Below are 17,772 nucleotides of genomic sequence, written 5' to 3'. Positions count from 1 at the left end.
ATGCCCCTCTCGCTACTCATTCTGGCCCTGAGCGCATTCGCCATCGGCACCACCGAGTTCGTCATCATGGGCCTGTTGCCCGAAGTGGCCGCCGATCTTGGTGTGTCGATTCCCGGCGCCGGCTGGCTGGTGACCGGTTATGCACTGGGCGTGGCCATCGGTGCCCCGTTCATGGCACTGGCCACCGCCAAACTGCCGCGCAAGGCCGCTTTGGTAGCGTTGATGGTGATCTTCATCATCGGCAACCTGCTCTGCGCAGTGGCCAGTGACTACAACGTGCTGATGTTTGCCCGGGTAGTGACTGCCCTGTGCCACGGCGCCTTCTTCGGCATCGGCTCGGTGGTGGCGGCAGGTCTGGTCCCGGCCAACAAACGCGCGTCTGCGGTGGCATTGATGTTCACCGGCCTGACCCTGGCCAACGTCCTCGGTGTGCCACTCGGCACCGCGCTCGGTCAGCAAGCGGGCTGGCGCTCGACCTTCTGGGCCGTGACCGTCATCGGTGTGATCGCACTGATCGGCCTGATCCGCTTTCTGCCGGCCAAACGCGACGAAGAAAAACTCGACATGCGCGCCGAACTGCGCGCCCTCAAAGGCGCCGGTATCTGGCTGTCATTGAGCATGACGGCGCTGTTCTCGGCGTCGATGTTCACCCTGTTCACCTACGTCGCCCCGCTACTCGGCGATGTCACCGGTGTTTCGCCAAGCGGCGTGACCTGGACTCTGCTGCTGATCGGCCTGGGCTTGACCGTCGGCAACATCATCGGCGGCAAACTGGCGGATAAACGCCTGTCGGCGACGTTGATCGGCGTCTTCATCTCGATGGCCGTGGTCTCCACCGCACTGACCTGGACCAGCGTCGCGCTGATCCCGACCGAGATCACCCTGTTCCTCTGGGCGACCGCGTCGTTCGCTGCGGTGCCTGCACTGCAAATCAACGTCGTGACCTACGGCAAGGCGGCACCGAACCTGGTTTCAACGCTGAACATCGGCGCGTTCAACGTCGGCAACGCTCTCGGTGCCTGGGTTGGCGGCAGCGTCATCGCCCACGGTTTCGGCCTGACCAGCGTGCCACTCGCGGCAGCTGCCCTGGCAGTGCTCGCCTTGCTCGTAACGCTGATTACTTTCCGCCAGGGCGGCACGCCCGAACTGGCCACTGCGACTCATTGATCTTCAAAAGAGAGACCTTTCATGACGACAATTTTTGACCCCATCAAACTCGGCGACGTCGAACTGGCCAACCGCATCATCATGGCCCCGCTGACCCGCTGCCGCGCCGACGAAGGCCGTGTGCCGAACGCACTGATGGCTGAATACTACGTTCAGCGCGCTTCCGCCGGCCTGATCCTCAGCGAAGCCACCTCGGTGACGCCGATGGGCGTCGGCTACCCGGACACCCCGGGCATATGGTCCAACGACCAGGTGCGCGGCTGGGCCAACGTGACCAAAGCGATCCACGGAGCGGGCGGCAAGATTTTCCTGCAGCTGTGGCACGTCGGCCGCATCTCCCACGACTCGTACCTGAACGGCGAAGCGCCGGTCGCGCCGAGCGCCATCCAGCCAAAAGGTCACGTCAGCCTGGTTCGTCCACTGGCCGACTACCCGACGCCACGTGCGCTGGAAACCGCTGAAATCGCCGACATCGTCGACGCTTACCGCACCGGTGCCGAGAACGCCAAGGCGGCCGGTTTTGACGGCGTGGAAATCCACGGCGCCAACGGTTACCTGCTCGATCAGTTCCTGCAAAGCAGCACCAACCAGCGTACTGACCAATACGGCGGCTCCCTGGAAAACCGTGCTCGCCTGTTGCTGGAAGTAACCGACGCAGCGATCGACGTCTGGGGCGCTGGCCGTGTGGGTGTGCACCTTGCACCGCGCGCCGATTCCCACGACATGGGCGACGACAACCTGGCCGAAACCTTCACCTACGTCGCACGTGAACTGGGCAAACGCGGCATCGCCTTCATCTGCTCGCGTGAGAAAGAAGGCACCGACAGCCTCGGTCCACAACTGAAGGAAGCCTTCGGCGGCCCCTACATCGCCAACGAACGTTTCACCAAGGACAGCGCCAACGCTTGGCTGGCCAGCGGCAAAGCCGATGCAGTGGCTTTCGGTGTGCCATTTATTGCCAACCCGGACCTGCCTGCCCGTCTGAAGGCCGATGCTCCGCTGAACGAGCCGCGTCCTGAATTGTTTTATGCAAAAGGCCCGGTCGGTTACATTGATTATCCGGTGATGTAATTTCACCGAAATAACAAAAAACCCCGCATCGGAAGATTCGGGGTTTTTTTATTCAGGGGGTACTGGCCCGGTAAACTTTCACATCCAGCAAAATACATTCGCTATTCATCAACAACTGTCAAATAGATACTCAGCCGGCAGCACAAACAACAACCAACACCGCAAACAATCAAAAGGAATTGATATGAATAACTACGACATTGATGACACTTCCTACTTGGGCTCTTCTGAAAATCATCATGAAAACGGCCGACCTATATCCAGCTACGAAGAACAGGAGGAGGCCCACGCATCACCTGAGAGCGTATTCCGGGAAACGCTGAAAGACGCGAAAGCAGAAGAACCTGGCGTCTGGAACAACGTTCAACGTGCCAGTTCACACAGCCACGTCATGATCTATATTTACAATGGAACGTCGGAGAAGTTTGTACTTTCCTCGGCAAGTTCCGGCAATGTAGCAGAGGCAGAAGACTATCCAGTTGAACCATGGGATTACTGGCTATTCGTGCCTCGCGAAGACATCCCGTACTTTGCCAGAGGCAGGGTTTCCACCCAGGCAAAACACAGCTTCATTTTTGAAAGCGACAAATACGCTTTTGAGTTCTCCACGAAGTTGTGGGTCAGAAAGGAATACTCGGCATTGTCCTTTGACCCACCCACCATTCCTCTGCGCGAACACAAAATCAAATCCATCGGCAAAAAGCCGCTGCAGTGCACTTCGCGAATCACTCGAACAATGAAGAACAGTCCGTATAGCTACGGCATTGTGATCAGCCTCGGTGGACACTATTAAGGCGATTCAGCCTTGAGCGGCAGCCAGATTTCCAGCACGCCGGTGTTGAGCTTTGGATTGAAATCCTCACTGTAACGCTCAAATTCCGGCGCGTCGGCGGCCTCCCGGCCAGAGTGCGGCAGCCAGGTTTTCCAGATGTACTGGAACGTCTCGGGGAGGGTTTTCAACGAACCTTTGTGCTCAAACACCGCGTACTGTTGGGGTTGCACTTCGACCCAGCGGAATTTTTCCGGCAGATCGTCGAGCTTGTCGATTTCAACGCCAGCGATGTATTCAAAACTGCCCTGGCCATCCGGATTGCAGCAAATGCCGTAGGTTACTTCGTTTTTATGCCCGGGAATGCTGTCGATCTCTGGAATGAGTTTCTCCCACAGTTCGGGAATATCCCGGGTGGTCTCTGCGGTAAAACGCCCACCGTAGCCCGCGATCAGCATGAAGGGGCCTTTTTCGAAGCGCGGCTCTGTCGGTTTTTGCTCATCCATGACGCGAGTCCTCAATCAAAAAAATGGGGTTTGGCTGGGAGTATAGAAGGCAAACCCGATTCGCCCAGCTACGGGCCATGCAACTGCTCGGCGGCACCTGAACCAATAAACTCGTTGTAGCCGGAAAGGACCACGTACACCGCGAAATAGCAGAAGATCGCAGCAGATGCCATGTACGAATAACGCAGCAATTTGTCACCCAGCAATTTGCCGCCATGGCTTGCGGCAAAGCAGAGTCCTGCACTCCAGAGCAAACCTGCGGAAAAAAAACCGCTTAGAAATAACGCCGAGCTGACAGGCCCTGCCGCACCGGAGCGCGCGATCAGAGTGCCGCCAACCGCTGCAAACCAGAGAATCGCGCTGGGCGAAGACATCGCCAGAAAGATCCCGCGAATAAACTCTTTACGGTGCGAGTTGTGCCCGACTTCAGCACTCTGCGCCAGTACCGCTTCATGATGAATGGCCGAATAAATCATCTTCGCGGCAAAGTACATCAGCAACGCCGAACCGCCGATCCATAGTCCCCAGCGTACGGTCTCGTATTGCAGCAACACGGTCATGCCGGCCAGCGCCAGCACGGCGTAGATCAAGTCGCCGACACAGGTTCCCAGGCCCAGCGCGAAACCCTGGAAATAGCCCCGCTGCATCGCCAAGGTGATCATCGCGATATTGGCGACGCCAATGTCCAGGCATAGCGAAAGGCTCAGCAAGAAGCCACTGGTAAATTCCATCAACGCCCATCCTTCGGACAAATTTGTTTACATAGAGGCTGGACAGTCTGCCACAGCTGCCCTTACATTCCGCCACAGGCCACCGCAGTGGCCAGCGTCGCTCGGACGGTTCCGGGCGCTTACGTTATCCGAGGCAACAATGGCCGAACAAGGTTCGCCGCGCCGCTTTGCGCGCATAGATCGACTCCCCCCTTACGTTTTCAACATCACCGCCGAACTGAAGATGGCCGCGCGACGTCGTGGCGAAGACATCATCGACCTCAGCATGGGCAACCCCGACGGCCCTACGCCGCCGCACATTGTCGAAAAACTGGTGACGGTTGCACAACGCGAAGACACTCACGGTTACTCCACGTCCAAAGGCATTCCGCGCCTGCGTCGGGCGATTTCCAATTGGTACAAGCAGCGTTACGAGGTCGACATCGACCCGGAAAACGAAGCCATTGTCACCATCGGTTCCAAGGAAGGCCTGGCGCATTTGATGCTGGCGACGCTCGATCAGGGCGACACCGTGCTGGTGCCGAACCCCAGTTATCCGATCCACATCTACGGTGCCGTGATTGCCGGCGCCCAGGTCCGTTCGGTGCCGCTGATTCCCGGTGTGGATTTCTTTGACGAGCTCGAGCGCGCGATTCGCGGGTCTATCCCGAAACCGAAAATGATGATTCTCGGCTTCCCCTCCAATCCGACCGCACAGTGTGTGGAGCTGGATTTTTTCGAGCGGGTGATCGCCCTCGCCAAGCAATATGACGTACTGGTGGTTCACGACCTGGCCTATGCCGACATCGTTTACGACGGCTGGAAAGCCCCGTCGATCATGCAGGTGCCAGGCGCGAAGGACATCGCGGTAGAGTTCTTCACCCTGTCCAAGAGCTACAACATGGCGGGTTGGCGCATCGGTTTCATGGTCGGCAATCCGGAACTGGTCAACGCTCTGGCGCGGATCAAGAGTTACCACGACTACGGCACGTTCACTCCGCTGCAAGTCGCGGCGATTGCCGCACTGGAAGGCGATCAGCAATGCGTCAAGGACATTGCCGAGCAGTATCGGCAACGACGCAACGTGCTGGTCAAAGGTTTGCACGAACTGGGCTGGATGGTCGAAAACCCGAAAGCCTCGATGTACGTCTGGGCAAAAATCCCCGAGGCGTATGCGCACATGGGTTCGCTGGAGTTCGCCAAAAAGCTGTTGGCTGAAGCCAAGGTTTGCGTGTCGCCAGGCGTGGGATTTGGTGAGTATGGAGACGATCATGTGCGCTTTGCGCTGATCGAAAACCAGGACCGGATTCGCCAGGCCGTACGCGGCATTCGCGGGATGTTTCGGGCGGACTCGCTCACCCGCTGAAACAGTCATGAACACAGCAATGCCTCGACCACTTTCCAGGTGGCTCGAGGCATTGGTTGTTGTCGCGGATATCAGCCGGTGTAACCCTTGTAGTAGAACGGTGACATGTCGATCACTTGCTCTTTGACCTTACACCCCAACCCCTCGCGCGCGGCATTGGTCAGCAAGCCATTATCGTGATCGCCCATCCAGATAAACATCCCCCCCAGATTGTGCTCAACTACATACTGCGCTTTCGCCTTGACGGTGCGTGGCGTATCGAGCGAGATGAACACGCCGGTTTTTTCGTTGTACAGGTAGTCCGCATCGGCGACCTCATCGGTGCACAAAAGGAAGCCATTTAGGTCAGTGCGTCGCTCCAGGTCGAGATAGTTGTAAAGGACATCGGGCCACTCAGTGACGCCTGATTCAAACGAACCTGCAGTGACTGTGCCTGGGCGCGCGCTATAGGTACCCGCCAACGGCGAAATGCTGGTCAATTGGGCGCGTTGTGCGTTTCGGCTATAGCCTGCGTAACCGATGTAGATCATTTTCGACGGGACATTGTTCTGCAGCAAATACTGGACTGCTGCATCCGTGGAATTCTCCAACGGATCAACGGGGTTGCTGCGTTTGAGGTTGGTGTGGTGCTGCAATTTATCCGCCCAAGGGGTACCGAACAAATCATATGTCATGACGTTGATGCCGGTGACCCCTGCCTCGATCAGCAACGGGATGTTGGCTTTCGCCAGTTTTTCAGGGTTGGCGATGGTCGCAATACTGATTTTGACGTCAGGCCGTCCGATGGACGCCATCTGGGATTTCACCTCGCTGACCAGCTTGGCGAAATACAGCGGATCCTCATCGTCATACTTGTTGCCTTCCCATTCATCACCGGGTCCGGGTGCATTACCAGGCACTGACGGATATTCCCAATCGATATCCACCTCGTTGAACATCGGGAACCTGGCAAAGATGTTTGCGAGCGTCACAACCAACTTTCTGCGTTTGGCGTCATTGCGGGTAATTTCATAAAACGCATGGCTCATCGACCAGCCGCCGAGACTGAGCGAGACCTGGAGCGCTGGATTGGCCTGTTTTAATTTCAACAACGCGCCCAGTACGCCTTGAGCTCTGGCAGGGTCATACAAATGCACATAATCATTGCTGACCCAGCCCTCAAAACCACAGTTCACAAATGCGGCAACATCGTTCCAGGGATCGATAAAAGTGGCGGTTCCCGCCGCATTGGACTCTGCTCTGGCAAGGTCTTCTGGGGTCGGGTTCTCGATGTTGCCAGATGTTGGCGGATAGAGACCGAACTGAATGACGCCCTTGTTTACGGTTTGGCGTTTGATTCCTCGATCGCCAACGATCGCTGCAAACCCGACAACAAGCTTGTCGAGTGCGCCATGTTTATCGCACAACCGCATGATGTCGGTTCCGCGGCCGCCAACGCTATAGTCGATTGGCACTGGCGAATCGGGGCCTTCACCGTATCGGGAGTCGCCGATCGACCAATCGCTGTAGTAGGCAAACACTTCGTATTCGTTGTTCTCGTAAAGGTTGAAAACGTTTTAGCGACGCGACCGGGGGTATACGACAGCTGATCGTCCTTAGTGTTGGGCGAGTAGCCGTTGGTTTCGTAGGTTTTCTCAGTTGCCCCAACGCCCCATCTCCTGGTCTGCGCGCCGACTTGCGTACCGGGGTCAGAAGGGAAAACCAGCTCGCTGTCCCGCCCTTGCCGACCTGCCTGTTCAGTCTTCGGAAATTTGATAGCCATAGATTCCTTCCCTGCGTAAACGTGGATGATGAGGGCCGGCCTGCCTGCAAACGCACACTGATTCGTTGTTTGCAGCCTGGCCACACGAAACAATGTGCGGCTCACTTTTACGCCTGGAAAAATGCACCTTGCTACTGTCAGAATTGCCAGTCTCGATGAGAGGTAGTCATCGACACCTGAATTCCAGGCACAAAAAAACCGCATCGCTGCGGTTTTTTTGGGTGTTGCGAAGCTGTCAGACGAACATCGACAACAGCAGAATAAAGCCCAGTGCCACGATGGACAGGATGGTTTCCATCGCCGTCCAGGTCTTGAACGTCTCTGCAACAGTCATGTTGAAGTACTGCTTCACCAGCCAGAAACCGGCGTCGTTCACGTGCGACAGGATCAGCGAACCGGCACCGGTCGCCAACACCAGCAACTCACGGTTGACGCCCGGAATCATCCCCACCACCGGCACCACGATGCCCGCGCCAGTAATGGTTGCCACAGTGGCCGAACCGGTCGCGATACGGATCACCGCGGCCACCAGCCACGCCAGCAGAATCGGCGAAATCTGTGCGTTCACCGCCATGTGGCCGATCACGTCGCCCACGCCGCTGGTGACCAGCATCTGCTTGAAGCCACCACCGGCGCCGATGATCAGAATGATCGCGGCGGTCGGCGCGAGGCTGGCGTCGAGCAACTTCAGAATCTTGTTCGAGCCCATGCCCTGCTTGTGGCCGAAGGTGTACAGCGACAGCAGCAACGCCAGCAATAGCGCCGAGATCGGGTGACCGACCAGGTCCATGAAGGAACGCGCGACGTTGCCTTCAGGCAGCACCACATCGGCAAAGGTCTTGAGCAGCATCAGGAACACCGGCAGTAACACGGTGATCAGGGTAATGCTGAAGCTCGGCAGATCGGCCGAATCGGATTCACGCGCCAATTGATCTACCAGTTCCTGGTTAGGATGACCGGGGATGTATTTGGCGATGAACGTGCCGTAGATCGGGCCGGCAATGATGGCCGTCGGCAGCGCGACGATCAGGCCGTACAAAATGGTTTTGCCGATGTCGGCACCGAACACGCCGATGGCCAGCAACGGGCCCGGGTGCGGAGGCACCAGACCGTGCACGGCAGACAGACCGGCGAGCAACGGAATACCGATCTTGATGATCGACACGCCGGTACGCCGGGCGACGATGAACACCAGCGGGATCAGCAGCACGAAGCCGATTTCGAAGAACAGCGGAATGCCGACCAGGAAGGCCGCGAACATCATCGCCCACTGCACTTTGTCCTTGCCGAACGCGCGAATCAGCGTCTGCGCAATCTGATCCGCGCCGCCCGACTCAGCCATCATTTTGCCGAGCATGGTGCCCAGCGCAAGGATGATCCCGACAAAGCCGAGCACCCCACCGAAGCCGTCCTGGAACGCCTTGATAACGGTGCCGATCGGCATGCCGGAGGTGAGCCCGAGAAAAGCGGCGGCGATGATCAGGGCAATGAAGGGGTGAAACTTGAACTTGGTAATCAGGACGATGAGTCCGATCACCGTGACCACTGCATCGAGCAGCAGGAACGTCTCGTGGGACATGCCGAACATTAGGGGTGTCTCCTGGTTGTTGTTGTTATTAAAGCGGCTATTTCGCAGGTCATAGGGAAAGCGTCGGAAGGCTTCTGGACAGCGCTATCTTTTGCAGCACAACTCATACGGCACGCAGACCATTTTCCAGCCACCAGCGGTGAGCCTGAACGGCCAGCTCATCGACGCTGTGGTTGGACGCATCAAGCGCCAGCGTCAACGGCTCGCCAACTGGCGATTCCAGCGTGGCGAACTGACTGTCGATCAAGGTCGACGGCATGAAATGGCCCGGCCGGTGGGAGACACGGTCTGCGGCGACTTCAGGCGTCAGTTCGAGGAAAACGAAGCCCAGGCCCGGCAAGGCGCTGCGCAGGCGTTCGCGATAAATCAATTTGAGCGCCGAACAGGTCAGCACCGGACGCGCACCTTGTGAATCAACGCGGCGCAGTTCATCGCACAGGCTGTCGAGCCAGCCGGCACGGTCGTCGTCGTTCAGGGGAATGCCGGCGCTCATCTTTTCGATATTGGCGGCAGGGTGAAACGTATCGCCTTCAATGGCAGTGGCGCCGCTGAGCTGGCACAAGGCCTCGCTGACGCATGTCTTGCCGCAACCGGCAACGCCCATGATGACCAGGGCGGTGATGGGATGATTCATGTAACACCTCAGCGCGCAGACAGCGCTACCTTTGCAAGTTCAAGCTATAGAACATAAGCAAAAGCAGAAGTTGCCGACGCCTTCTTGTGATTTTTTTGTGGGTTGCAGCACGTTTGTTCCCAATGCCAAAAAGCGAGGTTCAGGCAAAACTCGCTCACGCATTTGCAGCTGCTTCGGGACAGCGCTACCTTAGTGCCTTGAATTTTGTTTGGCAAGCCGCCCGATGACCACTCCTAAAAACGATAAAAATACTCGCACCACCGGCCGCCCTACCCTTAACGAAGTAGCCCGCCTGGCCGGCGTCAGCCCGATTACCGCGTCCCGCGCCTTGCGCGGCGTCAGTACGGTTGCCACCGAACTGGTGGAAAAAGTGCAGAAAGCGGCGCTCGATCTCAACTATGTAGTCAACCCTGCCGCACGCGCGCTGGCCTCGGCGCAGAGCCATTCGGTGGTGGTTTTGGTGCCCTCGCTGTCCAATCTGTTGTTCATCGACACGCTGGAAGCCATTCATCAGGTTTTGCGCCCCAAGGGCTTTGAAGTGCTGATCGGCAACTTCCACTATTCCCGTGATGAAGAAGAAAACCTGCTGCGCAATTACATGGCCTATCAGCCACGCGGTTTGCTGCTAACCGGGTTTGACCGCACGGAAAGTTCGCGGCGAATGATCGAGGCGAGCAACATTCCCTGTGTCTACATGATGGAGCTCGACAGCGCCGCCGGGCTCAATTGCGTGGGCTTTTCGCAACTGGCGGCGGGTGAAACGGCGGCCGAGCATTTGCTCTCGCGCGGTCGCAAGCGCCTGGCGTATATCGGTGCGCAACTTGATCAACGCACCCTGCTGCGCGGCGAAGGTTTTCGCAAGGCACTGCAGAAGGCCGGGAGATATGACCCGGATCTGGAAGTGCTGACCCCGCGCGCCTCTTCCGTCGGCCTTGGCGGCGAGCTGTTTCTGCAATTGATGGCCAGTCATCCGGACGTCGATGCGATCTTCTTCGGCAACGATGACCTGGCGCAGGGCGCGCTGCTGGAAGCGATGCGTTGCGGCATCAGGATCCCTGAGCAAGTGTCGATTCTCGGCTTCAACGATTTGCCGGCTTCGGCGCACATGGTCCCGCGCCTGAGCAGCATCAACACGCCCCGCGAGGCGATCGGCCGGCGTGCGGCGGAGCAGATGTTGACGCTGATGGCCGGCAACACCGTGGCCCGGCCAGTGCAGGACATGGGGTTTGAGTTGAAGATTCGCGAAAGTACATAAACCTGGCTTTTGTGGTTATGTGCCGGACATGAGCTGAACCAGCGCCGACGCGCCTTTCTGCAGAGGCTGACTCTTGAGCCACACCGCGTGCACCGGCAACACCAACCCGTTCTCGACGTTGCGAAAACTCAAGGACTTGAGCCTTCCTGCGTCGAGCAACGGTTGTACCACCGACAGCGGAAAATTCCCCCAGCCCAAACCTGCTTCGACCATCTCCAGCGCCGTTGCCAGCGTATCGGTGCGCCAACAAGACTCGGCCAGCACGGGACGGGTTTCACTGATCGGCAAATCACGGCTGGCGACGATGATCTGGCGCACATGCACCAAATCTTCCAGAAACAGATCCTGCCCCTGCAACAACGGATGGTCCGCCGCCAGCGTAGCGATGAACCGTTCCGTGCCGACAAACTGAAAGCGCTCCAGCACATTCACGCGCAACCCCGCGAACGCCAGGCACACGCTGACGCGCCCATCATGCAGCATGGCCAGCACGTCATCTTGGGGCGCCGTCAGCACTTCAATGTCGAGCAGCGGATAACGCTGCGCAACCACCTTGATCGCGGCCATCAATCGAACTCTGTCGATGTCGGCGACCACGCCAATCGACAGCGTGCTCTCGAGGCCCAATGACAATTCGATCGCATGCACTTGCAGCTGTTTGAGCTGCCCTGAAATAAGCCGTGCGTGCGGCACCAGTGCGCTCGCCATCGCCGTGGGCACTGGCTCGCGGTGGCTTCGATCGAACAAGGGATAGCCAAGTTCTGCCTCCAGGTTGGCGATGCTCATGCTCACCGCCGACGGCACCTTGCCCAAGGCACGGGCCGCCGCAGAAAACGAACCACGCTCAATCACGGCGAGAAACAACTCGATGCTGTCGCTGTTGAAATTCATGCCCTTCCTGTCAATTTAGTTGAAAGCTTCTGACTTTTCCTGTCACTCCTATTGAAGCTATCTTGCACCCACTTAGCCAGTACTGCTGGCATGGAATCGCAAAATAGAGGCAATTTTCAATGCAAGGCGTTAAACGCAAACTCGTTTATGTATCGCTCTACGAAGTGATTGGCATGACTTTCTCTGCCCTCGGCCTGGCGCTGCTGTCCGGCACGTCGCCGGGCAGCACCGGGCCCCTGGCGGTGATCATTACCACCATCGCCGTCACCTGGAATTTTATATACACGACGTTGTTCGAGCGCTGGGAAAGCCGCCAGCCGTCGCGCACTCGCACCGTCAGACGACGCATCGCTCATGCCGTAGGTTTTCAACTAACCTTGATAGTGTTTCTGATTCCGCTGATCGCTTGGTGGATGAACATCAGCCTGGTGCAAGCTTTTCTGCTGGACCTGGCGCTGATCATCTTCATCCCCTGCTACACGTTTGCGTTCAACTGGTTGTTTGACCGTACGTTTGGTTTGCCGGCCTCCGCCCTGCCCGATCCAGCATGAATTGCACGCGAACCGACAGGCTGTCAAATTCCCGAAGCGTCTAATCGCTAAAGGAGTAGCTCCATGGAACATGCATTGAAAATTCTTGGTAAAGCGTCGTCGATCAACGTCAGAAAAGTCCTGTGGACCTGCGAAGAGCTCGGCGTTTCCTACGAACGCGAGGACTGGGGCAGTGGCTTTGCCTCGACGCACAGCCCGGAATTTCTCAAACTGAACCCCAACGCCCAGGTGCCGGTGATTATCGACGACGCCGGCGTACTGTGGGAATCCAACACCATCTGCCGCTATCTGGTCGGCAAACACCGCAACGCTGAATTGCTCCCCCACGAACCGGCGGCGCGCGCCCGGGTGGAACAGTGGATGGACTGGCAGAGCGCCGAACTCAACCGTTCGTGGGGCTATGCGTTCACAGCGCTGGTGCGCAAAGACCCGGAATGTCAGGACCCACACCGCATCGCCAGCGGCCTGCGCAACTGGAATCAGAAAATGGCCATACTCGAAAAACAGCTCGCGGCGACCGGAGCTTATGTGGCCGGTCCGCGGTTCACGTTGGCAGATGTCGTCATCGGGCTGTCGGTCAACCGTTGGCTGATGACGCCGATGGACCGTCCGGAGTTTTCGGCCATTGACGAATATTTCCAGCGCCTGGCGCAACGTCCCGGCTTTCTCAAACATGGCTGCAACGGTTTGCCATGATGCCGTGTTATCGGCGGTCGACCCTTGCCGGTGCGGGGCAAAGGTTGACCGTAGCAGCCCTATAAAATAGCGGCCTATTAACCGTAATTCATTGATAAATATAGAATTATAAAAATAGGCATACTATTTGCTGCCGGCATTGCATCACAAAAACCACAAGGTCTACTCATCATGTTGGTCAGTGCTGACACGCAATTATTAACGACACCCCGCCTTAAGAAGCCCGGCGAGGATCCCATCGTCGAAGCCGTTGCCGGATTGCAGGGCGCGATGGCGCAAACCCTGCAAAACAATGTGCAGGCGCAAACCGCGCAAGCCAACGCGAAGCTCCAGGAATCAGCGACCAAAACGGCCACACAACAGGCCAGCGAGGCGAGCAGAATCAGCGACAACGTCGATGAAGCGTTCGCCAAGACCCGCGTTGGTCTGCAGTTGGTGTACTCCCAATTGCCGGCTGATGTGCCCGAGCGCCTGCATGGCGGCGGCGCTACGGATGACTTCCAGGCGTACATGAACAAGACGCCGGAAGAGCGCGTCCAGGACGCGATCCTGCAGGAAATGGGGCTGACGAAAGAGGAAGTCGCGCAGATGCCACCGGAGCAACAGCAGGCCGTGGCGAAGGAAATGGCCGAGCGCATGCAAGAGAAGGCTGAAGTGGCTCAGGCCGAGAAGGAAAACGCGGCAGCTGAAGACACCCTCGTGGCGACACTGTAATAACCTGCGTTTTCAGTCCCTGTAGCAGCTGTCGCAGCCTGCGTCCGGCTGCGACAGTTTCCACACGGCACCTGCGTCGGCCGTGGACGCAGGCTTCGCCAGCTGCTATGTATGGACTCGCCCCTACTGTCTACCCGCTTTTGAAAAACTGTCGCCCCGTTGCATCTATGTATTAGGCCTATTCGTGGAAGCCGTCTTCGGCTTCTGGCCAAAATTGGAAGAGCTCGTGGCATGCCGATTACAGTCAGGCCTCGAAGGCCATTAGCAGCTTAGGCATCAATCCACGCCGGTCTTACCTGGGGTCAATTTTTTTCAGCAAAGGGTCGGACAGTCTGTACCTCGGTGGCAGAACTCTGTCGCTCAGTGGCTTATCGTTTCTTGCTGGCTATCACCAGCGTGGCGACGATAAGTCTGGTCATTCTGTAGAAGCACCCAGATGATTCGCAGATTGCGGTTGGCTAGCCTGATCGCAGCTTCTTTACGGCCCAGTCGGCTCATCCAGCGCAACAAGCGGCGGTCATCGGGTTGCTGGGAATCGGGTCGTAGTTGTTGCAGCACCGAATGGGCTCCCTGGATCATCAGGCTGCGTAAATAAACATCACCTCGCTTGGTCATGTCACCCAGCCGGACCGTCTGCCCGCTGCTGTGCTGGTCAGGCACCATGCCAAAGTACGCGGCAAACTTGCGCGCATTGGGAAACCGCTCAGGCTTGGTTTCCTTGGCCACCACTGCCGTGGCAATGACTGGGCCGATGCCGCGCACAGTCATCAGTCGCTTCGCCGTCATGTCGGCGTTGGCAGCCACTTCCAAGCGTCCCGTCAGCACGCTGATGCGCTCGCCCAAATGGCGCCACTCGGCCAACAGTTCGTCGATCAGCTCACGCAGCAGGCCCGGCAGCGGCTGGGTCGCATCTTCCAGTACCCGCGGAATTTTCTGGCTGATCGCAACATCGCCCTGCGCCAAGGCCACGCCATGCTCGAGTAGCAAACCGCGCATCTGATTGCTTACCGCGGTGCGTCGACGCACATAGCCCTGACGAGCACGGTGCAACGCCTGCATTGCCAGCGCTGCAACGCTTTTAACCGGTACTGCGAAGATTTTTTCATCGCGCCCAGCCCGCAGAATTGCCAGCGCATCGTTGCGATCATTTTTAGGCCCGCTGCGGTGTGTGGCCACCAAACCGGCTGGAAGAATCCGCGCCAGATTGCCTTTGTCTTGCAGCTGCCGGGCCCAGGCTTGAGCACCCGGACCGGTCTCCATCAAAACCATTACATGGAGCGGCAACTGTTGGAGAAACTCATAAAACGCCTCGCGCGACTTGATCCGCTGCTCATAACGCACCTGGCCGAGGACATCTTCACCGGCGACTTGAAAGACGTGCTTGGCCAGATCGACCGCCAAAGTTGTGCAGGCCGACAAATCGGAAGAAGACAGGGATTGATCAATCGAACTATGATTTTTCATGGACTCGCCCTCGCTGTCGATGGCTGTTTAGACTGCCACCGTGGCGCATTGACGCCTCGGCTTGGGCGAGTCCATCCAATTACGAGGGCTCGGAGTTTGGCCGGGTCAACTCAGCTGCAGGGTGGAATTGAACTGGCTGATCGCGTCCACCACATGCCGAGAGCCTTGCTGGATTTCCAGAATCACTTCGCCCGCCTCGTTCGCCAACTCCACGCCAAGGCCGGTGCGACTCAGACTCGACTGCATGCTCGACACCGCGCTCAACGACAAATCGTGGTTTTTTCGCACCACATCGACAATCTCCAGGGTGGCCTGACTGGTACGCGCCGCAAGACTGCGAACCTCATCGGCCACCACAGCAAACCCTCGTCCATGCTCACCGGCGCGCGCTGCTTCGATCGCGGCATTGAGCGCGAGCAAGTTGGTTTGATCGGCAATCCCACGAATGGTCTGGACGATGGTGCCGATGATGTCTGACTGTTGGCTGACCGCATCAATGCTCTGCGCCGCCTCATTTAAATCCTTCGAAATGTCCTGAATGATTTGCACCGTTTGCTGCACTACCTGCGAGCCCTTCTGCGCACAGGCGTCGTTTTGCACAGAGGTGCTATGAGCCGACTCGGCAGCGGATTGCAAGGAGGAGACTTGTTCGGTGATGTTACTGGCAAACTTCACCACTTTGTATAGACGCCCTTTGGCGTCGAACAACGGGTTGTAGGAAGCTTCCAGATAAATCGCCCGACCGTGCTTGTCTCTGCGTTCGAAACGGCGCGAGTGGTATTCGCCACGATTCAGCGAAGCCCAGAACGCCTTGTACCCTGAAGATTCGGCTTCAGCGCGATGGCAAAACAGGCTGTGGTGCTGACCGGCTACTTCGTTGAGCGAGTACTGAGTGGTCTTCAGAAAGTTGTCGTTGGCCGTGATCACATGACCATCCGGAGTGAATTCGATGACCGCCATCGACCGGCCAATAGCCGCCAGCATGCTTTCTTCTTCGTGTTCCTTGCAGACTCTCGCGGAAATATCCGTGGCCACCTTGATCACACTGCGAACCTGCCGGTAGGGACCCAATACCGGCATGTAGCTGGCTTCAAGCCAGATTTCCCGGCCGCTTTTGTCCAGCCGTAAAAACGTACCGCTGATTGGCTCGCCACGCGCCAGGTCACGCCAGAGTTTGGCGTACGCGTCGCTGCGATGGAACGCTTCTTCGCAAAATATCCGGTGGTGTTTGCCGCGCACCTCCTCGGCGCTGTAGCCCATGGCGGCACAAAAGTTTTCGTTGGCATCGAGCACGATGCCTTCAGGCGTGAATTCAATCATCGCCATCGAACGGCTGACAGCCGCCAGCTTCGCGTTGGCTTCGGCCAGCGCGCACTTTAAGCGTTCGATCTCCAGCAGATCAGCCTTGTGATGTAAGTTGAACATGGTCGTAATCACCCTGAGCGCGTTTTTTTGAATTGATGAAAGTTCTTTGGTCTTTCAACGGATCCACGTTCTTTGAAACAGGCACACGCACCCCTCCACGGGAGGGCATGTCAGGTGATCAATGATGTTTAATCGGAGTGTCCATGGCGCAACGCTCGTATCAAGACATCCTTCTCTTGATAGCCCGGGACCGGGCCAACCCTGATGAATTCATAAATAACTCCCTTTACCGGACCGCTCCGTTTTAACAGGTGCGCTGCTCGCGCACTCTAAAGTCGGGCATCACATTCTGACCGACATGTTAGTAACGACAGCATAGACCGGAGAAAACGAGAATCAAGGCCACTATTAGGCCACTACCCCGGACAAAAACGTTTCAGCATCATGAAATTTCATGTGGCATGAAAAGCGGGCCATGTTTGGTAGGGAACTGGCGAGGCCATACAGCGCTGTCGGGGGGGCATGCGGGGAGGTAAAACTGGAGCCCGAGAACCGGGCTCCATTAACGCTGGATCAATGGCCGAACACGTCCACCTTCTTGGCCTTCTTGTCCGCGCGTTTCTCATCGGCCGTTTTTGCCGGTTTTTTCTTTGCCGCTTTTTTTGAATCCATGCCTTTGGCCATGATACGTACTCCACTCATACGGGATGTGAGTTCAGGTATACACCTATCCATGCGCACGCGTTCTTTTATAATCGTCCGCTTTGCGCAGCCACAGATCAAACCATGCCCGAGACTCAGTACACCTTGCTCGCCGAGCCGCTATGGCCGTTGATGAACAAGTTTTACCGTGCCCACCAATCGCCGATGAAAGCCGTGCGCGAAGCTCGACTCTGGGTAGCCAGGCGCGATGAGATTGTCGGCGCGTTGTGTTTGCGTCCCGTCTCGGGCGGGCATTGGCTGACGGGGTTGTTCATTGACCCGGCGTGCCGTGGGCAGGGCATCGCGGCGGCGCTGATCGGGCAAGCAGTTGCCAATATCGAAGAACCGGTATGGTTGTTCTGCCACCCTGATTTGCACGGATTTTATGAGCGCTGCGGGTTTTCTTTCGATCCGCCAATGCCGTTTGCGATGGTCGAACGGCTGAGCCGCTATGCGCGCAGCAAGCCGATGATTGCGATGGGACTGGCGGCGCGAGTTTGATGCAACGACAACAATGCGGGAGAGAGCAAGCGCGCTCCCGCATTGATGCCCGCTGGATAG

The 17,772-nt window shown here is 57.5% G+C and carries 16 protein-coding genes and 2 pseudogenes; 9 read left to right on the top strand and 9 right to left on the bottom strand.

Going from position 1 to position 17,772, the window contains the following annotated elements; all coding sequences use genetic code 11:
• The 3 genes from ACYZTS_RS13945 (at nucleotide 1) to ACYZTS_RS13935 (ending at nucleotide 3,031) form a co-directional block, all read left to right on the top strand.
• On the top strand, nucleotides 1-1,167 hold the full coding sequence (locus ACYZTS_RS13945) for an MFS transporter (RefSeq protein ID WP_028622976.1): 1,167 nt from the start codon (nucleotides 1-3) through the stop codon (nucleotides 1,165-1,167).
• Between the two features lie 21 nt (nucleotides 1,168-1,188).
• A complete protein-coding gene (locus ACYZTS_RS13940; RefSeq protein ID WP_461989890.1) occupies nucleotides 1,189-2,238 on the top strand; it encodes an alkene reductase in 1,050 nt (349 codons plus the stop codon).
• A gap of 184 nt (nucleotides 2,239-2,422) precedes the next feature.
• Nucleotides 2,423-3,031, top strand: a complete 609-nt coding sequence (locus ACYZTS_RS13935; RefSeq protein WP_461989889.1) for a hypothetical protein — start codon at nucleotides 2,423-2,425, stop codon at nucleotides 3,029-3,031.
• Here the strand turns inward: ACYZTS_RS13935 and ACYZTS_RS13930 are convergent.
• Together ACYZTS_RS13930 and ACYZTS_RS13925 are read right to left on the bottom strand one after the other, a co-directional pair.
• Complete coding sequence (locus ACYZTS_RS13930) at nucleotides 3,028-3,513, bottom strand: GyrI-like domain-containing protein (RefSeq protein WP_461989887.1); 486 nt, start codon at nucleotides 3,511-3,513, stop codon at nucleotides 3,028-3,030. The genes ACYZTS_RS13935 and ACYZTS_RS13930 overlap by 4 nt on opposite strands.
• Nucleotides 3,514-3,581: 68 nt before the next feature.
• The gene (locus ACYZTS_RS13925) at nucleotides 3,582-4,244 is read right to left on the bottom strand and encodes a LysE family translocator (protein ID WP_461989885.1); all 663 of its coding nucleotides are present in this window, start codon (nucleotides 4,242-4,244) and stop codon (nucleotides 3,582-3,584) included.
• 139 nt (nucleotides 4,245-4,383) lie between these two features.
• Here ACYZTS_RS13925 and alaC point away from each other — a divergent pair, with 139 nt between their 5' ends.
• A complete protein-coding gene (alaC, locus tag ACYZTS_RS13920; protein WP_461989883.1) occupies nucleotides 4,384-5,589 on the top strand; it encodes an alanine transaminase in 1,206 nt (401 codons plus the stop codon).
• 71 nt (nucleotides 5,590-5,660) lie between these two features.
• Here alaC and ACYZTS_RS13915 read toward each other — a convergent pair whose 3' ends face one another.
• The 3 genes from ACYZTS_RS13915 to ACYZTS_RS13905 all read right to left on the bottom strand — a co-directional run bounded on the left by ACYZTS_RS13915 (nucleotide 5,661) and on the right by ACYZTS_RS13905 (nucleotide 9,573).
• A complete protein-coding gene (locus ACYZTS_RS13915) occupies nucleotides 5,661-7,109 on the bottom strand; it encodes a glycosyl hydrolase family 18 protein (protein WP_461989881.1) in 1,449 nt (482 codons plus the stop codon).
• Between the two features lie 477 nt (nucleotides 7,110-7,586).
• Complete coding sequence (locus ACYZTS_RS13910) at nucleotides 7,587-8,939, bottom strand: GntP family permease (protein ID WP_028622982.1); 1,353 nt, start codon at nucleotides 8,937-8,939, stop codon at nucleotides 7,587-7,589.
• A 103-nt stretch (nucleotides 8,940-9,042) separates the two neighbouring features.
• Nucleotides 9,043-9,573, bottom strand: a complete 531-nt coding sequence (locus ACYZTS_RS13905) for a gluconokinase (RefSeq protein WP_461989879.1) — start codon at nucleotides 9,571-9,573, stop codon at nucleotides 9,043-9,045.
• Nucleotides 9,574-9,796: 223 nt separating this feature from the next.
• On the opposite strand from ACYZTS_RS13905, the gene gntR reads away from it, so the two are divergent.
• Complete coding sequence (gene gntR, locus ACYZTS_RS13900; protein ID WP_461989877.1) at nucleotides 9,797-10,828, top strand: HTH-type transcriptional regulator GntR; 1,032 nt, start codon at nucleotides 9,797-9,799, stop codon at nucleotides 10,826-10,828.
• A gap of 15 nt (nucleotides 10,829-10,843) precedes the next feature.
• Here gntR and ACYZTS_RS13895 read toward each other — a convergent pair whose 3' ends face one another.
• Nucleotides 10,844-11,719: a LysR family transcriptional regulator gene (locus tag ACYZTS_RS13895; RefSeq protein WP_461989875.1), complete on the bottom strand. Its 876-nt coding sequence runs from the start codon at nucleotides 11,717-11,719 to the stop codon at nucleotides 10,844-10,846.
• Nucleotides 11,720-11,838: 119 nt separating this feature from the next.
• Between ACYZTS_RS13895 and ACYZTS_RS13890 the strand changes: the two genes are divergently transcribed.
• The 3 genes from ACYZTS_RS13890 to ACYZTS_RS13880 all read left to right on the top strand — a co-directional run bounded on the left by ACYZTS_RS13890 (nucleotide 11,839) and on the right by ACYZTS_RS13880 (nucleotide 13,680).
• The gene (locus ACYZTS_RS13890) at nucleotides 11,839-12,270 is read left to right on the top strand and encodes a PACE efflux transporter (protein WP_461989873.1); all 432 of its coding nucleotides are present in this window, start codon (nucleotides 11,839-11,841) and stop codon (nucleotides 12,268-12,270) included.
• 63 nt (nucleotides 12,271-12,333) lie between these two features.
• A complete protein-coding gene (locus ACYZTS_RS13885) occupies nucleotides 12,334-12,966 on the top strand; it encodes a glutathione S-transferase family protein (RefSeq protein ID WP_028622987.1) in 633 nt (210 codons plus the stop codon).
• A gap of 171 nt (nucleotides 12,967-13,137) precedes the next feature.
• Complete coding sequence (locus ACYZTS_RS13880) at nucleotides 13,138-13,680, top strand: hypothetical protein (RefSeq protein ID WP_461989872.1); 543 nt, start codon at nucleotides 13,138-13,140, stop codon at nucleotides 13,678-13,680.
• 360 nt (nucleotides 13,681-14,040) lie between these two features.
• Here ACYZTS_RS13880 and ACYZTS_RS13875 read toward each other — a convergent pair whose 3' ends face one another.
• The 3 genes and pseudogenes from ACYZTS_RS13875 to ACYZTS_RS13865 all read right to left on the bottom strand — a co-directional run.
• Nucleotides 14,041-15,099, bottom strand: coding sequence for an IS110 family RNA-guided transposase (locus tag ACYZTS_RS13875; protein WP_461996439.1), 1,059 nt, complete (start codon nucleotides 15,097-15,099; stop codon nucleotides 14,041-14,043).
• A 150-nt stretch (nucleotides 15,100-15,249) separates the two neighbouring features.
• Nucleotides 15,250-15,672, bottom strand: a pseudogene (locus ACYZTS_RS13870) (methyl-accepting chemotaxis protein); the annotation flags it as partial.
• 126 nt (nucleotides 15,673-15,798) lie between these two features.
• Nucleotides 15,799-16,464: pseudogene (locus ACYZTS_RS13865) on the bottom strand (PAS domain-containing protein); the annotation flags it as partial.
• Nucleotides 16,465-17,295: 831 nt separating this feature from the next.
• On the opposite strand from ACYZTS_RS13865, the gene ACYZTS_RS13860 reads away from it, so the two are divergent.
• The gene (locus ACYZTS_RS13860; RefSeq protein WP_461989870.1) at nucleotides 17,296-17,712 is read left to right on the top strand and encodes a GNAT family N-acetyltransferase; all 417 of its coding nucleotides are present in this window, start codon (nucleotides 17,296-17,298) and stop codon (nucleotides 17,710-17,712) included.
• Nucleotides 17,713-17,772: the final 60 nt, after the last annotated feature.

The sequence above is a fragment of the Pseudomonas sp. TMB3-21 genome (genome assembly GCF_054898145.1).
The sequence above is the reverse complement of the archived record's forward strand: the minus strand, read 5'-3'. Positions and strand labels throughout refer to the sequence as shown.

Excerpts from the sequence above, each read along its gene's own strand:
- ACYZTS_RS13945 (WP_028622976.1), top strand. The coding sequence starts at position 1 with ATGCCCCTCTCGCTACTCATTCTGGCCCTGAGCGCATTCGCCATCGGC.
- ACYZTS_RS13940 (WP_461989890.1), top strand. The coding sequence starts at position 1,189 with ATGACGACAATTTTTGACCCCATCAAACTCGGCGACGTCGAACTGGCC.
- ACYZTS_RS13935 (WP_461989889.1), top strand. The coding sequence starts at position 2,423 with ATGAATAACTACGACATTGATGACACTTCCTACTTGGGCTCTTCTGAA.
- ACYZTS_RS13930 (WP_461989887.1), bottom strand. The coding sequence starts at position 3,513 with ATGGATGAGCAAAAACCGACAGAGCCGCGCTTCGAAAAAGGCCCCTTC.
- ACYZTS_RS13925 (WP_461989885.1), bottom strand. The coding sequence starts at position 4,244 with ATGGAATTTACCAGTGGCTTCTTGCTGAGCCTTTCGCTATGCCTGGAC.
- alaC (WP_461989883.1), top strand. The coding sequence starts at position 4,384 with ATGGCCGAACAAGGTTCGCCGCGCCGCTTTGCGCGCATAGATCGACTC.
- ACYZTS_RS13910 (WP_028622982.1), bottom strand. The coding sequence starts at position 8,939 with ATGTTCGGCATGTCCCACGAGACGTTCCTGCTGCTCGATGCAGTGGTC.
- ACYZTS_RS13905 (WP_461989879.1), bottom strand. The coding sequence starts at position 9,573 with ATGAATCATCCCATCACCGCCCTGGTCATCATGGGCGTTGCCGGTTGC.
- gntR (WP_461989877.1), top strand. The coding sequence starts at position 9,797 with ATGACCACTCCTAAAAACGATAAAAATACTCGCACCACCGGCCGCCCT.
- ACYZTS_RS13895 (WP_461989875.1), bottom strand. The coding sequence starts at position 11,719 with ATGAATTTCAACAGCGACAGCATCGAGTTGTTTCTCGCCGTGATTGAG.
- ACYZTS_RS13890 (WP_461989873.1), top strand. The coding sequence starts at position 11,839 with ATGCAAGGCGTTAAACGCAAACTCGTTTATGTATCGCTCTACGAAGTG.
- ACYZTS_RS13885 (WP_028622987.1), top strand. The coding sequence starts at position 12,334 with ATGGAACATGCATTGAAAATTCTTGGTAAAGCGTCGTCGATCAACGTC.
- ACYZTS_RS13880 (WP_461989872.1), top strand. The coding sequence starts at position 13,138 with ATGTTGGTCAGTGCTGACACGCAATTATTAACGACACCCCGCCTTAAG.
- ACYZTS_RS13860 (WP_461989870.1), top strand. The coding sequence starts at position 17,296 with ATGCCCGAGACTCAGTACACCTTGCTCGCCGAGCCGCTATGGCCGTTG.